This is a genomic window from Methanimicrococcus hacksteinii, assembly GCF_032714515.1.
Taxonomy (GTDB): Archaea; Halobacteriota; Methanosarcinia; order Methanosarcinales; family Methanosarcinaceae; genus Methanimicrococcus; species Methanimicrococcus hacksteinii.
Genome location: NZ_JAWDKC010000011.1, coordinates 185,252 through 204,240, shown reverse-complemented (window position 1 = coordinate 204,240; position 18,989 = coordinate 185,252). Strand labels below are relative to the sequence as shown.

The window sequence follows — 18,989 nt, the reverse complement described above, 5'->3', positions numbered from 1 at the left end:
GGAATCCGATTTGAATTTGATAAATATGTACGGTTCGCGCGCGGAGCACAGCGCAGATTTTCTCAAAACCTTATATATCAAAAACCCGTTTTGTCAAACATGATTAAACACATCGTTTTGTGGAAATTAAAACCCGCGGCCGAAGGAAAGACCGCCGAGGAAAATGCCGGCATTATTAAAGAGCAGCTGGAAGGGCTTTACGGCAAAATTCCGGAAATTAAAAGTATTCAGGTTCAAAAAAATACGCTTGAAGGCGCCGGAAATTACGATATCGCGCTCATTGCCGAATTCGAAACTTTTGAAACGATGACCGCTTATCAAAAGAATCCGCTTCACGAAGAAGCTGCGATTTACGTCAAAAAAGCCGTTGAAGAAAGAGCGGCGATTGATTTTGAATTTTAATTCCGGGATCTCATTCCATTCATAAAATCAATTACAATCTAATCACAACCTAATCACAATTTAATCACAATCTAATCAATTATAATCGAATCATTATTGGTGAATTTATGGCAGAAAATAAAAAAGAATCCGGCAAAACCGATGCAAAAGAAGCGGTTCTGCCCCCCAAATCCGATTTCAGCGAGTGGTTTAATTCAATTATCGACATCGGACAGATCATGGACGTCCGCTATCCCGTCAAAGGCCTTTATGTCTGGTATCCGTTCGGCTTCGGCATCCGAAAGCGCGTTTACGGCATCATCCGCGACATCATGGACAATTCGGGACACGAGGAAACACTCTTCCCGCTTTTGATTCCCGAAACAGAATTCATGAAAGAAGCCGACCACATCAAAGGCTTTGAAGACGAAGTTTTCTGGGTCACTCACGGCGGCGTCACGCCTTTGGATGTGCGCCTGGCCCTTCGCCCGACGAGCGAGACCGCGATTTATCCGATGTACAAACTTTGGGTGAGATCGCATGCCGATCTGCCGCTGAAACTGTATCAGGTGGTCAACACATTCCGTCACGAAACCAAGCACACCCGCCCGCTGATCCGTTTGCGCGAAATCACGTCATTCAAAGAAGCGCACACCGTTCACGCGACCTGGGAAGATGCCAAAAATCAGGTGGACGAAGCTGTCGGCCTTTACACGGATATTTACAGAAAACTTTCCGTCCCCGTTTTGATTTCAAAGCGCCCCGACTGGGACAAATTCCCCGGCGGCGATTATACGATTGCGCTTGACACGATTATGCCCGACGGCAAAACGCTTCAAATCGGAACCGTGCACCACCTGGGCACCAACTTTGCCAAAACGTACGACATCATGTATGAAAACGCAGAGGGCGAGCAGGAATATGTCAACCAGACCTGTTACGGCATTTCCGAGCGTTCGATTGCCGCATTGATTTCGGTTCACGGCGACGACAAAGGACTTGTGCTGCCGCCGGCTGTTGCGCCGACTCAGGTTGTTGTGATTCCGGTCTTGTTTAAAGACACAACGGAAGCCGTCATGAAAGCGTGCAATGATGTCGTTTCCTCTCTCAAAGAGGCCGGCATTCGCGTTGAAATGGATGCAAGCGACCTGCGCCCGGGCGCCAAATACTACAAATGGGAACTCAAAGGCAGCTGCCTGCGCATTGAAATCGGCCCCCGTGATTTGGAAAAGAATTCCGCCGTTTTGGTTCGAAGAGACAAAGGTGAAAAACAGTTTGTTTCCTTAGACGGCATTGCCGAAACCGTTACGGCCGAATTGAAACAGATGGGCGACGACCTTTACGCCAAAGCCGACGAAAAGATGAAATCCATGATTACGCCGTGCGAAACGTTGGATGAAGTCACCGAAAAAATTAAAGGCGGCGTTGCAACGATTCCGTGGTGCGGCTGTGAAGAATGCGGCATGAAAATCGAAGAAGAAACGAATGCCAGCATTCTCGGAACACCGAACATGGACACCGAAATCAGAAAAGGCAAGTGTCCGGCCTGCGGTAAAGACGCCGAGCAGATCGTGTATATCGCTAAGATGTATTAAAAAATTCCTCGCTGCGCTCGGAATTTTTCAGGGGCGGGGGGAGGGCGGTGTTTGCAGAAAAAATTGCTTCGCAATTTTTTATGGCTTCGCCGCCGATTTCATCAGGTGTTTGCGAATCGCTTCGCGATTGAGAGGAGGCTTTGCCTCCCCTCGCTTCGCTCGGATTTCCAGTGTTCGAATTTTAGCATTTGAATTTAATATTCAAAAAATAGAAATTGAAAAGAATTAAATTTGTTTTTAAAAAAAGAAAATGCTGAAAACTGATTTTTATCAGCTCATATTCAGCGGATTGGTTTTCATATATTCCCGAAGGACGGTTGTCGCGTAACTGCCTTTGGGGAGCTTGAATTCCAATGTCATTTTTGTTTTTCCGTCAAAGAGATCATCGGATTCAACGGTGACGGCGGGCTCAACCTCGAGCAGAATTTCTTTTCGAAGGCCGCGGGAAGCAACTTCGGGAAACGCGGGGGCTTTGAAATCTTCTGCGGTGAATCCGGTTTCTTCGATGAGGCGGCGTTCGATTTCGCCGGGGACTCCTTCGGCAAGCGGTGTTTCGGTCCCGAAGAGCGGGGCGGTGATAAAAGCGCGTCTGCGTTTTAAAAGGGCGTTGATGCCGTCGATGTTGTCTTCATCGACTTTTTCCAAACGGGACGGGTCGGGGGTTTTGTCTTTTGCGCGGTAGCAGACGATGTCGCCGACGACGGCTTGGTTTAAGGAAAGGCCGGCTTTTAAGCGTTCGCAGATGATGCGGTTGAAAAGCCAGGACTGGTAAGCGTGAATAAACATGGTGTAAAGGTTTTTCGGCAGGATCATGAACGCGCCTTTGAAGTCGCCGGAGCGTGCGATGAGATGATTGAGAAGGGCTTTTTCATGTCCGAGATAGTCGGGAAGTTTTGAAACGCCGCCTTTGAGATCGCCGGTTTCTGCGATGTATCGGCGGATGTCTTTTGTGTCTTCGGGCTCGTCGGGATAAACTTCGGAAACGTAGCGCATGATTGCTTTTTCCAAGTCGCCTTCTAAAATGTCGGCGCCGACATGGTGCGTGACGGGGCGTTTGGAACCGAATCTTTGGATGCCGAAAAAGTTCGGAACGCCGCCGGCTTTGATGATTTCGGCGGTTGTTTTGTCGGCGGCGGCTTTTGTTTCATCAGCCGAGAGGGCGATGTCGCGGATGACAATTTTGAATTCGTTTCCTTCCAGGTCGCCGAGGCCGATCGGCTGCTGAGAGCGGCCGAGGACGCGAACGGAAATGTCTTTGAGATGAACGTTTTCAACGTTTTCTTTCGGCACATCGTAAAGACTCATTTTCTGAACCGTGACGGCTCTTTTATCTTTTGTTCCGGCATAAGTGATTCTTTTGTGACTGATGCCGAGCGCACTTGAATACGCTTTTAAGAAGTGATTGGTGTCCCAGTTTTCCTTTGTGACTTCCACCATCAGATATTTGCGGTTTTTGTCAATCACATCATTCTCTTCATAAGGATAATTTGAAATTTCCCGGACAATGAAATCGTCGGGCCGGTGGCGCAGAATGCCCGAAACGCCCGGCGTTGTCGTCGAATAAAGACTGATTCCGATTTCTTTCTCCAAATCAGGCACTTTTGTATTTATTTCTGTCATGTTTCTCGTTCTTATTTTGCAATAGGCCGTTTGAATTAAAGCATTTTCAAATGCCCTGTAATTTTATCGATTTTTTCTTCCTGCGCGGGGCCGATGCCGAGAACCGTAATCGTTCCGGGCGCGATTTCCGTGCGGCCGGCGTCTGTGATAAGCGCTGTCGGCAACCCTTCGCGTCTTGCTTTTTCCTTCAGTTCGAAGAGTTCCTGCAAATTCGCGGCTTTGAGAACGACTTTCTTTTGGCCGCCCGCTTTCCAGGCGTCCAGCTCCCTTTTATCCGTCCAGTCCGCCGCCGACACCGCCGCGTGCGCCGTCTGAACCGCAAGCTTTCCCGGAGACAATTTTAAATCCGTCCGCATGACGATGACTTGTTTATATTCACCCATAATTCTTCCTCAGATACGGAAACGACACGCTTCTCATTTAATTGTTTTCATTTGATTGTGTTTTATCGGATGTGTTTTCATTCAGCTTGTTTTTGTTCAGCTGTGTTTTCATTCGGTCACATTTCCATCCGACTGCGGCATTTCACCGAACGATTTCAAAATTTCTTTCAAGTAAATCCAAACTTTTTCGGCGGCATCCAGATTCAGTTTTTCGCCCGGCGTGTGCGCCGCCGTTATGTCGGGGCCGATTGAAATCATTTTCATTGAAGGAAACTGTCTGTGAAAAACGCCGCATTCCAAACCCGCATGAATCGCCGAAATCCGGACATCGTTTCCGAATGTTTTTCGGTAAATTTCGGCGCAGTTCTTTAGGAATTCTGAATTGAAATCGGGCTCCCACGGGGAATAGGTATGCGTGATTTCAAAATTGAAATGGTGCTTTTCCGAAAGCGCCATCATTTCTTTTATTTTTTCTTTGAGCCTCAGCTCGTTTCCGGAACGGAGGCTGTAAATGATTTCCAATTCGCGCTTGGATTTTTCGGTGTAAATATCCAGGTCCGAGCTTTCCGCTTCTTTTTCCGCGCCTTTGAAATATTCGGCGTTTGACCGGGTTTTAATGATTGCCAAATTTCCGGACGTTAAAACCAAATCCGGAATAGACGCCGACATTTCAAAAACACCGTTCGGAATCGCGATTAAAAAATTCAGAATCCGTCCCGTGTTTTTTGCGGAAAATGATTTTAAACCGGACTTTTTAATATTTGATAAATCGGCATCGGCGACTTCAACCGAAACATTCGGGTCATTGAAACTCGGAACGGATGAAATCAGCATGACATAATCAGCCACCTCTGCTCTCAAGGAATCGGCCGGAATGTCCGTCACAAACGAAAGTTCCGCGCGTCTCGGAATTGTGTTTGCGGCGGTTCCGCCTTTGATTTTAATCAATTTAATTACATTCTGCGTATATCTTTCCGTCAGCCGCTTAAAGAACTGAATCAGAATCAGATTGGCATTCCCGCGGCCGATGTGAATATCAGTCCCCGAATGGCCGCCGAGCAGGCCGGAAACAACAATGGTGTAAGGTTTGGCTGGAACAGAATCATCATCGGAAGCAACAACGAGATCAACAACAGAATCAGCAGCGGAATCTATACTTGAGCTGCCGCCGATGTCATCGGAATCGTCCGAATCATACGCGTTTTCAACATCCACCAAATGCTTAAAACAAATTTGCGTGCCGCCGGCGCATCCGACAATAATTGTGCCTTCTTCTTCCGAATCCAAATTGATCATGTATTCCCCGGAAACAAAATCCGAATCCATTCCTTGGGCCCCGGTCAGCCCGATTTCTTCGTCCGTCGTAAAAAGCAATTTAAGCGGCGGATGTGCAATGCTGTCGGATGCGGCTGCGGCCAGCATGTACGCCATCCCGATGCCGTTGTCGGCACCGAGCGTTGTGTTTTCGGCCGTCAGCCAGGAAATGCCTTCTTCTTTGAAATATTGAAGTTTCAGCGGATCCGCGGTAAAATTATGATTTGTTCCGGACTCTTTTTCACAGACCATGTCTGTGTGCGCCTGCAAAATAACGGCGGGCAGATTATCCATTCCCGCCGATGCCGGCACTGAAATTAAAACATTGTTGCAGTGATCGCGTTTGGTTTCAAAACCGCGGTCTTTGCCGAATTTTTCAAGCCATGCGGCAATCTGTTCTTCGTTTTTGGAACAGCGCGGAATGCTTGAAATTTGTTCAAAAATCGAAAGAACCATTTGAAAATCAGATTCATTCCAACCGTCAGGCCGAATCGTTTCCGTCATTTTTGTTCACCTTTCCGTCTTGAAAATGCTGCCGTCAGCGCATCTTTTAAAATGATTAAATCATTCGGATCCGCTTTTTTCGTCAGCTGTTCGATATAAATTTTCCCGCCGCCCGCCTTTTTTTCATCCGCCCGCTTTAAGAGAAGAATGTTTCCGATTTCAGCGCCGTCTCCGACACCGGCAACGGTTTTTAAAATCATTTCACCCGAAAGCGAATCGGGTATAATCAAAAAGTTTGCGGTTTTGACGGCATCTTCGATTAAAATGGTGTAATGCTTCGCCAGAATTCCCTTACCGTTCAGCTTTTTTTCCAGCGCTTCGGCGTCAAGGATGGTTTGATCGACAACCGGATTTCGCCCGATGTCGCCGGCGCGCCCGCCCGAAATAATGCCGATGTCGGACCGGATTCCGAGTTTTTCAATAACGGCGCCCCCGATTTCGGCGCAGAATTCAAGCTCATCCAAATTTGTATTCATGTCGGGCCCCGCGGGAACCGTGAAAAGAAGCTTTCCCGAATGCGTTAAAAAAACGGAAAGGCGAAATATTTTTTCGGCGTTTTCCTCCGTTCTGATTTTTGCATAAATATTATCGGACGGACGAAAACCTAAATTTTCAATTTGAAGAGTTGGATCGGAATCGGATACATCCGTTTCGGAAAGTATCGGAAAAAGTGAACGGGAAACAGTCATTTTAATCAGAGTCGGGTTGTTTTTAATTTGATTTAAATTTGATTTAATTTTAAGTTTGATTTTAGTTTGTTTTTTTTAGTTTGTTTTTTGTTTATTTTGAATCGGTTTTGAATTTTAATACTTTCACTCTCTATACAAAGCATTAATTAATATATTTATCATCGTTTGAAAGGATTTCTATGACAGCTGACATGAAACTGTATTTGGGTGATTTGATTGCGTCAAACCGTCTTTTTGAAAATCCGGAAACATTAATTCTCCCGGACGTAATTGTTTCTCCGGAAAAAATAAAAGTGATGATGATTAACGAAGTTTCCCCGAAAAACGCGGCCGATGATTTTTACGGAAAAGGAGACGGCAAAACGCCGGACTATCTGAAATCCGCTCAAGCTTTGTTTGACTCTGCCGGCATTCGTATCGAAACAGCAAAAGATTTGCTGAATATGGGAATTTATGTCACAAACGCCGTTAAAACCCCGAAATCGGAATACGCGATTGAAACAAAAACCATTATGGAACACGTTCCGATCTTGGAAGCGGAATTTCATTTGTTTCCGAATTTGAAAGCGGTGATGCTGATGGGCGATGTCGCCAAAAAAGCGTTTAACGCAATCGCGAAGAAAGAGACCAAAAAGAATGTCATTCCCACGGGGTCGACTTACAAATTAAGACATGAAGAATTTTATTACGGCGATATTCGTGTGTTTCCGTCATACATCATGACCGGCGGCAATATTTTAATTGAAAAGTCCAAAGCGGACATGATTGCCGCCGACCTGCGCCGCATGAAGTTATTGCTTTAAAGCATTACTTTAAAGCTTTAAAGCATTACTTTAAAAACAATAACATCTTCTACAATTCATCTTATTCCATTTTTTATTTAATTTATGACACATTCAACTTTTTCAAAAGGAGTTTTTTATGGAAGAATTCGATAAAACCCCGATTGCCGAAGAACTGGCAAAAAAACAAAAATCAATCAGCGTCGCCGAGTTCTTTGAAAAGAACCGCCACATTCTCGGCTTTGATTCAGCCCCCCGCGCATTGATTACAACAATCAAGGAAGCGGTTGACAATGCGCTGGACGCTTGTGAAGAAGCGGGTATTCTGCCGGATTTATTGGTCGAAGTCAGCCGAAGCGAAGGCGATTATATTCAAATCGTCATTGAGGACAACGGTCCGGGTATTGTTAAAGAGCAGATTCCGAAAGTCTTTGCCAAACTGCTTTACGGCTCCCGCTTTCACGCGCTGAAACAAAGCCGCGGTCAGCAGGGTATCGGCATTTCCGCCGCCGTTTTATACTCTCAGATCACAACGGGCAAATTCACAAAAATCATTTCCAAAGTGGATCACAAGTCGCCCGCCCATTATTATGAATTAATGATTGACACAAGCACGAACGAGCCGTCCATTCTGGAAGACAAAATCGTGGACTGGCCCAATGCGCACGGAACGCGCATTGAAATTGAAATGGCCGCCTCCTACGTTAAAGGCCGCAAGCAGTCCGTTTCCGAATACCTGAAATCAACGGCAATCATCAACCCGCACGCGCGCATCCGGCTGGTCGAGCCCGACGGCAACGAAATCCTTTTTGAACGCGCAACGGATCAGATTCCGAAGCAAGCCGAAGAAGTGCTGCCGCACCCGCACGGCATGGAGCTCGGAACGCTGATGAAAATGCTTCAGAACACGGACCGTCAGAAGCTGGCGCCGTTTTTGCGCTATTCTTTTTCAAAAATCGGCCTTCAGACGGCGGATGAGATTTGTGATGCGGCCGGACTTGACAAGGAAGCAGACCCGCACAATCTGGACAGAAACGACGCGGTGAAGCTGTTAAACGCGTTTAAGAAAACGAAAATCGCGGTGCCGTCGACGAGTTGTCTGTCGCCGATTACGGAAGATTTGATTTATCAGGGATTGAAAAAGGAATTCAGCGTTGACTTTATCGCGACGGCTTCAAGAAAGCCCGCGATTTATTCGGGCAACCCGTTCGTTGTTGAAGTCGGCGTGGCTTACGGCGGGAATTTCCCCAAAGATGACAAAGCGCAGATTATGCGTTTTGCCAACCGTGTTCCGCTTTTGTATCAGCAGGGCGCCTGCGCGTCAACGCGCGCCATTGAGAGCATAAAATGGAAACAATACGGCATCAGCCAACCCGGCGGCGGCGTTCCGTTCGGCCCGTTTGTGATTTTGATTCACATCGCGTCAACGAATGTGCCGTTCACCTCCGAATCCAAAGATGCGATTGCCGACATTGATATCATTCGGGAAGAAACGGAACTGGCCGTCAAGGAAGTGGCCCGCAAGCTGAAAACATATCTCGGGAAGCAGGGCGACTTGGCAAAGCGCCGCGAGAAGGAAGTCATCATTACCAAACTTTTGCCGCAGATGGCCGAAAAAGTCGCCGCAATGGTTGAAAAGCCGGTCCCGGACATTCAGCCGGCGGTTGCCAACATTATGGGCAATTTGCTGGTGAACAGAACGATTGATGCGGGAACGGGCAGCCAGTCGCATTTAAATTTTGTATCGCTTGCGGTCCGCAATTACGGCACAGCACAGCGGAAATTCAAAGTCCACCAGATTCTGCCGTGCGAAATCACGTCGCCGAGTCCGCCGCCGTCGTCTGTTGTCAATCTCGGCAGCAGCTACGATTATATTTGGGAAGTCAGTTTGGCCGCGGGCGCGTCTAAAGTTTTCCGCTTTACGCTGGACGGCGCGGATGACAATGAACTGGCGCACATGGACGAAGTGATTGTCGAAGGAATGGACGAAGAAGACGTAACGGGCGCAAAAGCCCTCAATGAAATGTTCTGAGGTGATGAAAATGGTCCGCAAGAGCAAGAAAGAATCCGAAGAAATGACTGAAGAAAAGATCGGAAACGAAAAAGATGCCGGAGAAGAAAATTTCGGAGAAGAAAATTCCGATGAAGAAAACTTCGGAGAAAAAAAATCCGGCGGAAAAAACTTCGGAGAAGAAAAATCCGGTGAAGAAGACGACGGTTATGTTTCGGATATTGATGATTATGAAGCCGAGTTTGAGGCTTTTGACGATTACGGAGAAAACGAAACGTATGACGGCGGCGAAGACGATTTATCTTCGTATCAGTCGGCAAAAGCTGAAAGTTATGCCGGCGACGGCGAAGAGGATGAATTCGGCAGCGACGAAGATGAGGAGTTTTTGGAACCCGAGCCGGATTTGTTTGACGCGTCGGGCAAATTGAAATCAAGAATTGAAGACGACACCGCGCCGCTGAAGCGGCTGGAAGCGGAGTCGATGCCGGCTGACAGAAATTCGGAAGAATACAAAAAGAAAGTCGCCGACAAAAAACTTGAAAATGACGAATGGACGAAACGCAAACTCATCGGGCTTGCCGAAACGTTTTACGACCAGTTTGACAACGGGCAGGTGCCGCACGTTTTAATGCCGTCGCGTACGAAAAAGAATTTGGCGTACAGCGACGAAAGCGAGGTTTGGGTTTACGGCGACATTGAAAGCGAGCGCTCCGCCAAAACCGTGAAAGGCGCTCATCAATTGCTTCGAACGGTTTCGGTCTCGGACTTCGTTGTATCGGAACACTTGAAAAACAACCGCAGCTCAACGTTAAGAGAGTTGTATTACATCTCGGAAGGCTGGGGCGCGGCCAAATTCCACGCGCAGTCTGAGAGTGACCGGCTGATTGAGGATTTGGAAATTATTACGGGCGCGCAGCGCGAGTTTTTCCACGTCCGGCCGGAAGAAGACGGGGCAACGATGTACGGCCCGCTGCTTCTGCGTGAAGAAACAAAGCGCGGGTCGCGCGACATTCACTGTCAGAAAGACATCGGCGAAGGCGGGTATCAGATTCCGTTCAATGTTGAAAATATTGAATTTTTAAAGCATGATGCGTCAATGATTATCGCGGTTGAGACGGGCGGTATGTACGCGCGTCTGATTGAAAACGGATTTGACGAAAAATACAATGCGATTTTGGTTCACCTCAAAGGTCAGCCGGCACGGTCGACGCGCCGGATTATCCGCCGCCTGAATACGGAACTCGGCATTCCCGCAACCGTTTTTACGGACGGCGACCCGTGGTCGTACCGTATTTTTTCATCGATTGCGTACGGGGCGATTAAAAGCGCGCACCTTTCCGAATACATGGCAACGCCCGAAGCCAAATTCATCGGCGTTCAGCCGTCCGATATTGTTGAATACGAGCTGGCGACCGACAAATTGTCGGAGCAGGATATCGCGGCGCTTCGAAGCGAGCTTTCCGACCCGCGTTTTGCATCAGGCTACTGGAAAGAGCAGATTAATCTGCAGCTTGAAATCGGCAAGAAAGCCGAACAGCAAGCGTTTGCCGGCAAAGGTTTGGATTTCGTAACGGATACTTATTTGCCGGATCGGCTCAGAGATTTGGGAATTATCTGATTCGTTCGCAAAAAAAGAAGAATCAAACCAAAAATCAGAAAAAGATGAAAATAACAAAAACGGAAAAAGATGAAAACATCAAAAATCAGAAAAAGAAGAATCAAATCAGAAAAAGATAAAAACATCAAAAAACCGAAACATCGGTTTGATTCACTTTTCAAACCCGAACGCCGCCTTTAAAACAGAAAAATGATAAAAAGGGGCGTTCGCTTTTTTTAGATTAATGAAAAACGATGTTTCATTTTTTCAATTTTAAAAAACAAAACGGTTCAATGAAATTCATCGAATTTTAATGAATTGAAGCAAGCATGGAATTGTAAGCATTGGAATTGTAAAATAAAAAATGATCAGAGATATTCTCTCGGATCAACAATTTCGCCTTTCAGCGCCGCTGCCGCAACGCTTGCGGGTGACGCCAGATAAATGAATCCGCCTTTGCCCATCCGGCCTTTGAAATTGCGGTTGGCGGTGGAAATGCAGTTTTCGCCTTCGGCAATAATTCCCTGGTGCGCGCCGAGACACGGGCCGCAGCCGGGCGTAATGAAGCTGACGCCGGCTTTGACAAGCGTTTCATAAATGCCGCTTTGAACAGCTTCCAAAAGGATTGTTCTTGAAGCAGGGGCGGCAATCGTTCGGACCGTGACTTTTTTGCCTTTTAAGATACCGGCGGCAATTTCCAAATCTTCAAGGCGCCCGTTGGTGCAGGTGCCGAGGAAGGCCTGGTCAATATGTGTCCCGGCAGCTTTTCCGACGGGAACGACATTGTCCACTTCGTGCGGGCAGGCAATCTGCGGTTCGATGTCGTCGGCGTGATAGGAAACGTCGCGGCAGTAACTTGCGTCAGAATCCGCGTAAACCGGTTCAAAATCGGCTTGTGAGCGGTTTTTGAGATAGGCGAATGTTTTCTCATCAGGCGGAACAATGCCGGCTTTTGCGCCCATCTCAATGGCCATATTGCAGAGCGTCATTCGGCCCGAAACGGACAAATCGGCAATCGCATCGCCGTAAAATTCGACGGCTTTGTAAGTGGCGCCGGCAATACCTGTTTTTCCGATCAGATAAAGCGTTAAGTCTTTGGCGTAAACGCCGTCATTCAAAGTGCCGTCGACCGTCATTTTAATGGTTTCGGGAACTTTGAACCAAAGTTTTCCGGTCGCGAAAATTTCCGCCATATCGGTTGCCCCGACACCGGTTCCGAACGCGCCGAACGCCCCGTAGGTGCAGGAGTGCGAATCGGCGCCGACAATCAGTTTTCCGGGAAGCGCAAAGCCCTGCTCCGGCAGCACTTGATGGCAGATTCCTTCCCCGCCTTCATAAAAGTGAGAAATTTTCTGTTCTTTAACCCATTCCCGAATATCTTTCTGAAGACCGGCCGCGACATCCGTACTTGCCGGAATCAGATGGTCGAAAGGAATGACGATTTTTTCAGAATCCCAGACTTTTTCGGTGCCCATTTCTCTGAAAGATTTAACGGCAAGAACACTTGTGCCGTCGTGCGCCATGGCGTAATCCACATCCGCCGAAACAAAATCATTTGCAGCAGCGTCGGTTCCGGCCGCGCGGCTGAATATTTTCTCACTGATCGTTCCCAAAATGATAATCCCCTTGAATTTGTTTTTGATTTGATGATTTGAATTTGAAATTTGAATTTATAATTTGAATTTATAATTTGAATTTATAATTTGAATTTATAATTTGAATTTGAAATTTGAATTTGAAATTTGAATTTATAATTTGAATTTATAATTTGAATTGACAAATTCTTAATTTAAATTTACCAATTTGTTAATTTCAATTAATTCGTAAAGTTCTTTCATTTCCTCGCCAAATCCATAAAAAAGTATTGTTTCATCGGGCTTTAAATATTTATATTAGCAAATATATAATAATAAGTATGTCAACTTATAAACCCGTCAACACAGACACATTATACAACGAAGTTTCGAATGACAAAGCCGCTCAAATCATCGGTACCGAAAACGAGAAATCCGGATACGGCAAAACGTTAACGCCCGAAGAAGAAAGAGTCATTCTGTACAAAGAAACCGAACCGCCGTTTTCAGGCGCCTTGCTGAACAATAAAGAAAAAGGCGTTTACAAATGCAAGCAATGCGGAAATCCGCTTTATTATTCGAAAGACAAATTCGATTCAAACTGCGGCTGGCCGTCTTTTGACGACGAAATCCCCGGCGCCGTTGACCGTTCCCCCGATCCAGACGGTCTTCGGACAGAAATCATCTGCGCCAACTGCGGCGCGCACTTGGGACACGTTTTTGAAGACGAATATCTGACGCCCAAAAACATCCGTCACTGCGTGAATTCTTTGTCGCTTGAGTTCGAGCCCGAAAAAGAATAATGTAAAAGGTTTTTAAAAGATTTTTTAAAGGCTTGTTAAAGATTTTTTAAGGTTTGTTAAAGATTTTTTTAAATTTTTAAGATTTTTTTTTTTAGTTTTTTTAAACGATTTTATAGCATAAGCCGCTAAACAAGCGGCATGAATCTTTTTTATTTATTTTCGATGCTGATCCTGCCGGCCTTGATGATCGGACTCGGTTTTCTTTGGCGAAAGAACGGGCCGAAACAAATCAACGGCATTTACGGATATCGGACAGCCCGGTCGACGTCAAGTCCGGAAGCCTGGAATTTTGCGCATGTTTATTCCGCCCGGCTTTATCTGATTCTCGGCATTGTTTTGCTCATTCCGACATTGATTTCAATAAGACATTATTGGTCGGCCGATGCCGATACAATTGCCGTTCTCAGCATTGCTGTCCTGACAGTGCAAACGATTGTTTTTGTTTTAACAATACCGATTACCGAATCTGCTTTAAAGAAACATTTTGATAAAAACGGAAACCGGAAAGAAAAACAAATGCCGCAAACACAGGAAAACAACTGAAAAACAAACAAAAAGAAGGACCACGATTTTCAAACAATTTCAAACCCGATTTCAGCTTTTCAATCCTTTTTTAATTGATGCGGCTCGCGCGCACGGCGGCAGCGCAGTAACAGCAGTCCGACGGCAGCGACAGCAAACGGAAGGTAGCCGTGCAAACGGAAAACGGAAGGTAGCCGTGCAAACGGAAAACGGAAGGTAGCCGTGCAAACGGAAAACGGAAGGTAGCCGTGCAAACGGAAAACGGAAGGTAGCCGTGCAAACGGAAACAAAAAGGTAATCTGTGCCCCCGTTCGCGTAGCGAACGGATGTGATAAAAATAAGATGATGCAAATGGGAGACAACACACGGGCAGCAAAAATACAAGCGCACGGGCAGCAAAAATACAAGCGCACGGGCAGCAAAAATACAAGCGCACGGACAGCAAAAACACAAGCGCACGGACAGCAAAAACACAAGCAGAACGGACGGCAAAAACACAGATAACCGGACAAAAAACAGCATACGAAACGGCAAAATAAAACAAAAACGACAAAACTAAGCACAACTGCCCCTATTTTTAATATTTCATTTGACCTTTTCAGAACTTTTAATTTAAAACAAAAGTATATATAATGGAAAGCACACTTTCCTTTTGTAGAGTATACTTTCCATTATTTTCAAAATCATTTCCCGGAATCAAAAGTGAGAGACAAGAAATGAAAAACAGATTAGAAGAGCTTCGAAAACAAAAAGGAATAAATCAAGAAGAACTGGCAGCCGCCTTAGAAGTTTCCCGGCAGACCATCGGTTCTTTAGAGAACGGGCGTTACAATCCGTCTATCATTCTCGCGTTTAAAATTGCGCGGTATTTTGAAACGGATATTGAAAGCGTTTTCATTTACGAGGAGGAAAAAAATGAGTGAATATATTGATCAAAAAAGAAAAGAAGCGTTAAAATCCTATACAATCGGCATACCTCTGATATTTGCCGCAAGTGTTGTCTGCATCATTCTCGGCACCGTTTTTTCGGACAAATTTGTTCATTCCGGAATGATCTTTTCAATCGGTGTCGGGTTAATTTTTGCAGATTTTGTTGTTTTGGCCAAATTCCTGTATTGGAATAAAAACAAAAAAGCGCATGAAAATTTGCTTCAGGAAGAAAAAATAAGATTTTCAGATGAAAGAAAAATTATGATTCGTCAAAAATCAGGCCAAGCCGCTTACGGGTGGATGATGGCCGGATTATTTGTCTTGAATATGATTTTTATATTTGCAGGCGTTGATTTGACAATCACCTACATTTTATGGCTGTTTCTTGCCGCTTCTTTCATTTTGGGAATTATTTTATTCCACTATTATTCCAAAAAAATGTGAGGAATGAACCTGTTCATTCCATTTTTATTTTTAAATTTCAAAACTTAATTTAAATTTCAAAACTGAATTTAAATTCCAAAACTGAATTTAAATTTCAAAACTGAATTTTAAATTTTAAAGCTTTATTTAAATTTTAAAACTTCAATTTTAAGGCTTCAATTTTGAAATATCCTCGGGATCTTCCAAACAAAAAGAAGCCGCGTCCAGCTGGCGGACTTTGCTTAAAATGAAATCGCCGACCTCTTTTGTCGAATATTTGCCGCCGAGATCAGGCGTGACGATTTTATCGGCAACCGCAGCCGTAACCGCGCGGCTGACCAAACAGGCTTCACGGGTTTTTCCCATGTAATCAAACATCATTTTTAAGCTGAGAACCGCGGCAATCGGATTGGCGATTCCTTTTCCCGCAATATCGGGCGCGCTGCCGTGAACCGGTTCAAAAAAGGCTTGATTGTCACCGATATTCGCGCTCGGCGCAAGGCCGATGCTTCCGAGAAGAACAGCGCCGAGATCGCTTAAAATGTCACCGAAAAGATTTGTCGTGACGACGACATCATATTTTTCGGGATTCATAATCAAATCGTAAGCAAAAATATCCACTAATTTATCGGAAACATCAACGCCGCGGGATTCGGCGGTCTGCCGGCAAGTATCTAAAAAAAGTTTGTCGGATTTCAAAACATTGGATTTGTGAACGACGAGCAATTTGTTTTTGCGCGCCGATGCCAAATTCGAAGCGAATGCGGCAATTCTTTCGGATGCTCTTTTGGTAATAACGCGCGTTGTCATTGACTTTTCGGCGCCGATTTCTTCAACGCCCGAATACAAACCTTCCGTGTTTTCGCGGACAATAACAATGTTTACATTTTCTTCTTTGTGATCCTTGATTTTCAAAAGTTTGTAAATGCCGGAAATCGGAAGAATCGGCCGAACATTGGCGTACAAATCCAACTCTTTACGGATTCTTAAAAGAACACTTTTGTAAGACGGGTCGTTCACGGTTGTAATCGCGCCGAACAGAATTAAATTGCAGGTTTTGAGAAGAGAAATATCGTCATCGGTGATGGCAGAACCTGTTTTTTCCCATTTGCCGAGGCCGACTTCAACGGGAACTTTTTCAATGCCCCAATCGTATGTTTCGTTAAAATAATCCAAAATGGCAACTGCTTCGGGAATGACTTCTTTTCCGATTCCGTCGCCCTCAATAATTGCCGCTCTCATTAAATCACCTGAACGATTCCGGATTTTGCGGCGCGCTTTCTTTTTTCCGGTGCGCGACCAATCCGCCGTCGTTTAAAATTTCCAGCAGAAAATCGGGAAGCTTGCCGGTCGGATATTCTCTGATTTCATCGGGCGCGTCTTTGGGGATGACGCGAATCAAATTGTTTTCCAGATCGACTTCAATCGAGTCACCGTCTTGAGCCTCGACATCGGCTTCAATAATCAAAAGACCGACATTAATCGCGTTTCTGAAAAAGATGCGGGCAAAGTATTTTGCAATGATGCAGGAAACGCCGGCATATTTCAATGCGAGCGGCGCCTGTTCGCGGGACGAGCCGCAGCCGAAATTGTCACCCGCGACAAGAATATCGCCTTTTTGAACGTTTTTTGAAAAATCAGGATCAACGCCTTCCATCGCGTGGTCGGCAAACACCTGCATATCCGTTGTCCGGAGATATTTGCCGGGAATAATCACATCGGTGTCTATGTCGTCGCCGAATTTCCAAACTTTTCCTTTGAATGTTTTTTCCATAAAATCACAAATTCATTTTTGAGAATAAAGAAAATAAATCAAATAATCAAATCTATCCGAATATTTTCAATTGTTTTGAATCATAAAAATATTTCCCAAAAATGAAAAATATAATTGAACGAAAAAAAAGAAAAATTCAAAAAACAAGGGCAGATTAAGAGTTTTTTTGAAAAACGTGCAGCTCGCGCGCGACATGGACGCGGCAGCAAATAGGCCGGCAAGTCGGCAGCTGTATTTGGAAACAGTAAGGCAGCAGTGGAAAACGGAAACAGTAAGGCAGCAGTGGAAAACGGAAAACAGGAGGTAATCTGTGCCCACGCTCGCGCAGCGAGCGGATGTGATAAGAATGAGATGATGCACGCAAAAACGCATCCGGCATCGCAAGCAGAAATGACAGCATGAAAACAGTGGCAAAAACGCAAAGAAAAGCAAAGAAAAGCAAAGACGGGCATTGAGGAGCACAGGAGAACAAATTGAAAGACGATTTTTTGTTTTAATTGAGAATCATTGAGCGAATCTCCAATCCTCCTAATGCTTGCTGCGCTCACAAAAGACGGTTGTTGAGATTTAAAATAAAATATTACAAATGAAACATCGTTTTTTTAAAATTAAAGAAAAACGAACCACGTTTTTTGCTTGATTTTCTTTTCAATTCTTTTTTTCTTTTTTCGGGTTTTATTGCGGGTTCGGGTTTAATAATCTATGAAAATTCGATGTTTTGATTTTCTGAAAATTCAAAAAAAAGAACGAAAAAAGAATCAAATGAGGAAAGAAATCAAAAACGAAAAATCAAAAGACGAAAAAAATCAAAAACGAAAAAATCAAAAGACGAAAAAATCAAAAAATGTTAAAGGAATAAAATGAATAAAATTGAGAGAGAACAGTGTTCTCAATCAATTTTGGTTTCGTCTTCTGCAATAATTGTTTCTTCAATGATTTCTTCGGAAACGATGCTGCCGTCGGAATTAAGAATGCCTTTTTCAATTTCAGCGTATTCGGAGAATTCGCTGCCGGATTCGATGACAGGCTCTTCTGTTTTTTCCTGCGTCAAATCATAATATTTACGGACGGACCAAACAGTGACCAATGTTGAAACGATTGACATCAAAGCAACATACAAAACCGCCGTCAGAACCAAACCGAATATCGGGATGAACAAAAGAACGGCTGAGACGAACTGCAGAATCATGCTGACAACAACAGACATCAAAATCATAATCAGGACAAAAGCAAAGACATCGCCTTTGTTGTTCATGAAAAGATTGTAAGACATTTTCAAACTGTCAACGGCGCCGAGGTTATCCAAAACAAGCGCGTATTGGGCAAAGAAGATAAACATCGAAAAAATGATTGCCAAGCCCATTATGACGAAAATCAGAATGAAGAGCAAAAGCAAAGAGAACAGAATGCCTGCCGTTGAAGAGAATAAAAGCGCGACAACTGCGATTAACACGCCGCAGATGATACCGACAACGACTGAGAAAGCCAGAATAATCAGCATCAGCAAAATGTTAAGAATAAGCATTTTGAAGAAATATCGGGCGCCGTAAGAAATCAAATCCGCGAATTTGGTCGAACCTGTCGTAACGGCTTCTTTAGCCATGCCGGTTAATCCGGCCGTCAAAAAGACGGAAAGGATGAAAAAAGCAATCGTTGAAACGATCATGATTAGGAAAAACCTGCCGAAATCAATCGAACTCGGGTCGAATGTTTCAACAAATGCAGGATCGATTACGGCAGAGCCGAAAATCATTCCCAAAGGAAGTGAATCGCCGAAAAATGCGAAAAAGACCGCAAACAAAAATGCGTAAGTCAAAATCATAATGAGTAAAGACGGAATCAGCAAAACAGGATTTGCCTTGAAATCATTCCAGCCTTTTGAAAGAAGTGTATTCATAGACTCGGTCATTAAAAAAACTCCATTTTTAGAATTTAAATTCGAATTTAAAAATCCGTTTACCAAAATAACAATCAGGAAATTACAAAACGGCAAATAACAGACAGAAACTAAATTCTGATTGAGCCGCCGCCGCTTAATTCGCGCCGGCCCGAAAGCTGCCGTTTATCCTGAATTTAACATTTATAAT

At 44.8% G+C, this 18,989-nt stretch carries 20 protein-coding genes; 10 read left to right on the top strand and 10 right to left on the bottom strand.

What is annotated here, in order from left to right; all coding sequences use genetic code 11:
- Nucleotides 1-99 precede the first annotated feature (99 nt).
- A complete protein-coding gene (locus MmiAt1_RS03010; RefSeq protein WP_318785414.1) occupies nt 100-402 on the top strand; it encodes a Dabb family protein in 303 nt (100 codons plus the stop codon).
- A gap of 107 nt (nt 403-509) precedes the next feature.
- On the top strand, nt 510-1,976 hold the full coding sequence (gene proS, locus MmiAt1_RS03005) for a proline--tRNA ligase (RefSeq protein WP_318785413.1): 1,467 nt from the start codon (nt 510-512) through the stop codon (nt 1,974-1,976).
- Nucleotides 1,977-2,246: 270 nt separating this feature from the next.
- On the opposite strand, the gene truD is transcribed toward proS, so the two are convergent.
- The 4 genes from truD to MmiAt1_RS02985 form a co-directional block, all read right to left on the bottom strand.
- Nucleotides 2,247-3,596, bottom strand: coding sequence for a tRNA pseudouridine(13) synthase TruD (truD, locus tag MmiAt1_RS03000; protein WP_318785412.1), 1,350 nt, complete (start codon nt 3,594-3,596; stop codon nt 2,247-2,249).
- 35 nt (nt 3,597-3,631) lie between these two features.
- The gene (gene pth2, locus MmiAt1_RS02995) at nt 3,632-3,979 is read right to left on the bottom strand and encodes a peptidyl-tRNA hydrolase Pth2 (RefSeq protein ID WP_318785411.1); all 348 of its coding nucleotides are present in this window, start codon (nt 3,977-3,979) and stop codon (nt 3,632-3,634) included.
- Nucleotides 3,980-4,087: 108 nt separating this feature from the next.
- Complete coding sequence (locus tag MmiAt1_RS02990) at nt 4,088-5,797, bottom strand: M20/M25/M40 family metallo-hydrolase (RefSeq protein WP_318785410.1); 1,710 nt, start codon at nt 5,795-5,797, stop codon at nt 4,088-4,090.
- Complete coding sequence (locus MmiAt1_RS02985) at nt 5,794-6,486, bottom strand: hypothetical protein (protein ID WP_318785409.1); 693 nt, start codon at nt 6,484-6,486, stop codon at nt 5,794-5,796. Before MmiAt1_RS02985 ends, MmiAt1_RS02990 begins: the two co-directional genes overlap by 4 nt.
- Nucleotides 6,487-6,665: 179 nt before the next feature.
- Here MmiAt1_RS02985 and MmiAt1_RS02980 point away from each other — a divergent pair, with 179 nt between their 5' ends.
- The 3 genes from MmiAt1_RS02980 to MmiAt1_RS02970 all read left to right on the top strand — a co-directional run bounded on the left by MmiAt1_RS02980 (nt 6,666) and on the right by MmiAt1_RS02970 (nt 10,897).
- Nucleotides 6,666-7,289 (top strand): uracil-DNA glycosylase family protein, encoded by a 624-nt coding sequence (locus MmiAt1_RS02980; RefSeq protein WP_318785408.1) that lies wholly within the window; start codon nt 6,666-6,668, stop codon nt 7,287-7,289.
- 118 nt (nt 7,290-7,407) lie between these two features.
- Entirely contained in the window at nt 7,408-9,300 is a 1,893-nt protein-coding gene (locus tag MmiAt1_RS02975) for a DNA topoisomerase VI subunit B (RefSeq protein WP_318785407.1), read from the top strand.
- 460 nt (nt 9,301-9,760) lie between these two features.
- Nucleotides 9,761-10,897 carry a DNA topoisomerase IV subunit A gene (locus tag MmiAt1_RS02970; protein ID WP_318785452.1) on the top strand — a complete coding sequence of 379 codons (1,137 nt, stop codon included), beginning with the start codon at nt 9,761-9,763 and terminating at the stop codon, nt 10,895-10,897.
- A 347-nt stretch (nt 10,898-11,244) separates the two neighbouring features.
- Here the strand turns inward: MmiAt1_RS02970 and MmiAt1_RS02965 are convergent, their stop codons facing one another.
- Nucleotides 11,245-12,519, bottom strand: coding sequence for a 3-isopropylmalate dehydratase large subunit (locus MmiAt1_RS02965; protein ID WP_420891274.1), 1,275 nt, complete (start codon nt 12,517-12,519; stop codon nt 11,245-11,247).
- A 272-nt stretch (nt 12,520-12,791) separates the two neighbouring features.
- Here MmiAt1_RS02965 and MmiAt1_RS02960 point away from each other — a divergent pair, with 272 nt between their 5' ends.
- Nucleotides 12,792-13,253 carry a methionine-R-sulfoxide reductase gene (locus tag MmiAt1_RS02960; protein WP_318785406.1) on the top strand — a complete coding sequence of 154 codons (462 nt, stop codon included), beginning with the start codon at nt 12,792-12,794 and terminating at the stop codon, nt 13,251-13,253.
- A 183-nt stretch (nt 13,254-13,436) separates the two neighbouring features.
- Nucleotides 13,437-13,796: an SdpI family protein gene (locus MmiAt1_RS02955; RefSeq protein ID WP_318785405.1), complete on the top strand. Its 360-nt coding sequence runs from the start codon at nt 13,437-13,439 to the stop codon at nt 13,794-13,796.
- A gap of 51 nt (nt 13,797-13,847) precedes the next feature.
- Here MmiAt1_RS02955 and MmiAt1_RS02950 read toward each other — a convergent pair whose 3' ends face one another.
- Nucleotides 13,848-14,126, bottom strand: a complete 279-nt coding sequence (locus MmiAt1_RS02950) for a hypothetical protein (protein WP_318785404.1) — start codon at nt 14,124-14,126, stop codon at nt 13,848-13,850.
- On the opposite strand from MmiAt1_RS02950, the gene MmiAt1_RS02945 reads away from it, so the two are divergent.
- The 3 genes from MmiAt1_RS02945 to MmiAt1_RS02935 all read left to right on the top strand — a co-directional run bounded on the left by MmiAt1_RS02945 (nt 14,127) and on the right by MmiAt1_RS02935 (nt 15,149).
- Nucleotides 14,127-14,279, top strand: coding sequence for a hypothetical protein (locus MmiAt1_RS02945; RefSeq protein WP_318785403.1), 153 nt, complete (start codon nt 14,127-14,129; stop codon nt 14,277-14,279).
- A 212-nt stretch (nt 14,280-14,491) separates the two neighbouring features.
- Complete coding sequence (locus tag MmiAt1_RS02940) at nt 14,492-14,698, top strand: helix-turn-helix transcriptional regulator (protein ID WP_318785402.1); 207 nt, start codon at nt 14,492-14,494, stop codon at nt 14,696-14,698.
- Nucleotides 14,691-15,149 carry a hypothetical protein gene (locus MmiAt1_RS02935; RefSeq protein WP_318785401.1) on the top strand — a complete coding sequence of 153 codons (459 nt, stop codon included), beginning with the start codon at nt 14,691-14,693 and terminating at the stop codon, nt 15,147-15,149. Before MmiAt1_RS02940 ends, MmiAt1_RS02935 begins: the two co-directional genes overlap by 8 nt.
- 147 nt (nt 15,150-15,296) lie before the next feature.
- Here the strand turns inward: MmiAt1_RS02935 and MmiAt1_RS02930 are convergent, their stop codons facing one another.
- The 4 genes from MmiAt1_RS02930 to MmiAt1_RS02915 form a co-directional block, all read right to left on the bottom strand.
- A complete protein-coding gene (locus MmiAt1_RS02930; RefSeq protein WP_318785400.1) occupies nt 15,297-16,370 on the bottom strand; it encodes an isocitrate/isopropylmalate dehydrogenase family protein in 1,074 nt (357 codons plus the stop codon).
- A 4-nt stretch (nt 16,371-16,374) separates the two neighbouring features.
- Nucleotides 16,375-16,902, bottom strand: coding sequence for a 3-isopropylmalate dehydratase small subunit (locus MmiAt1_RS02925; protein WP_318785399.1), 528 nt, complete (start codon nt 16,900-16,902; stop codon nt 16,375-16,377).
- 154 nt (nt 16,903-17,056) lie between these two features.
- On the bottom strand, nt 17,057-17,302 hold the full coding sequence (locus MmiAt1_RS02920) for a hypothetical protein (protein WP_318785398.1): 246 nt from the start codon (nt 17,300-17,302) through the stop codon (nt 17,057-17,059).
- Nucleotides 17,303-17,791: 489 nt separating this feature from the next.
- A complete protein-coding gene (locus tag MmiAt1_RS02915; RefSeq protein WP_318785397.1) occupies nt 17,792-18,811 on the bottom strand; it encodes a DUF7847 domain-containing protein in 1,020 nt (339 codons plus the stop codon).
- Nucleotides 18,812-18,989 lie beyond the last annotated feature (178 nt).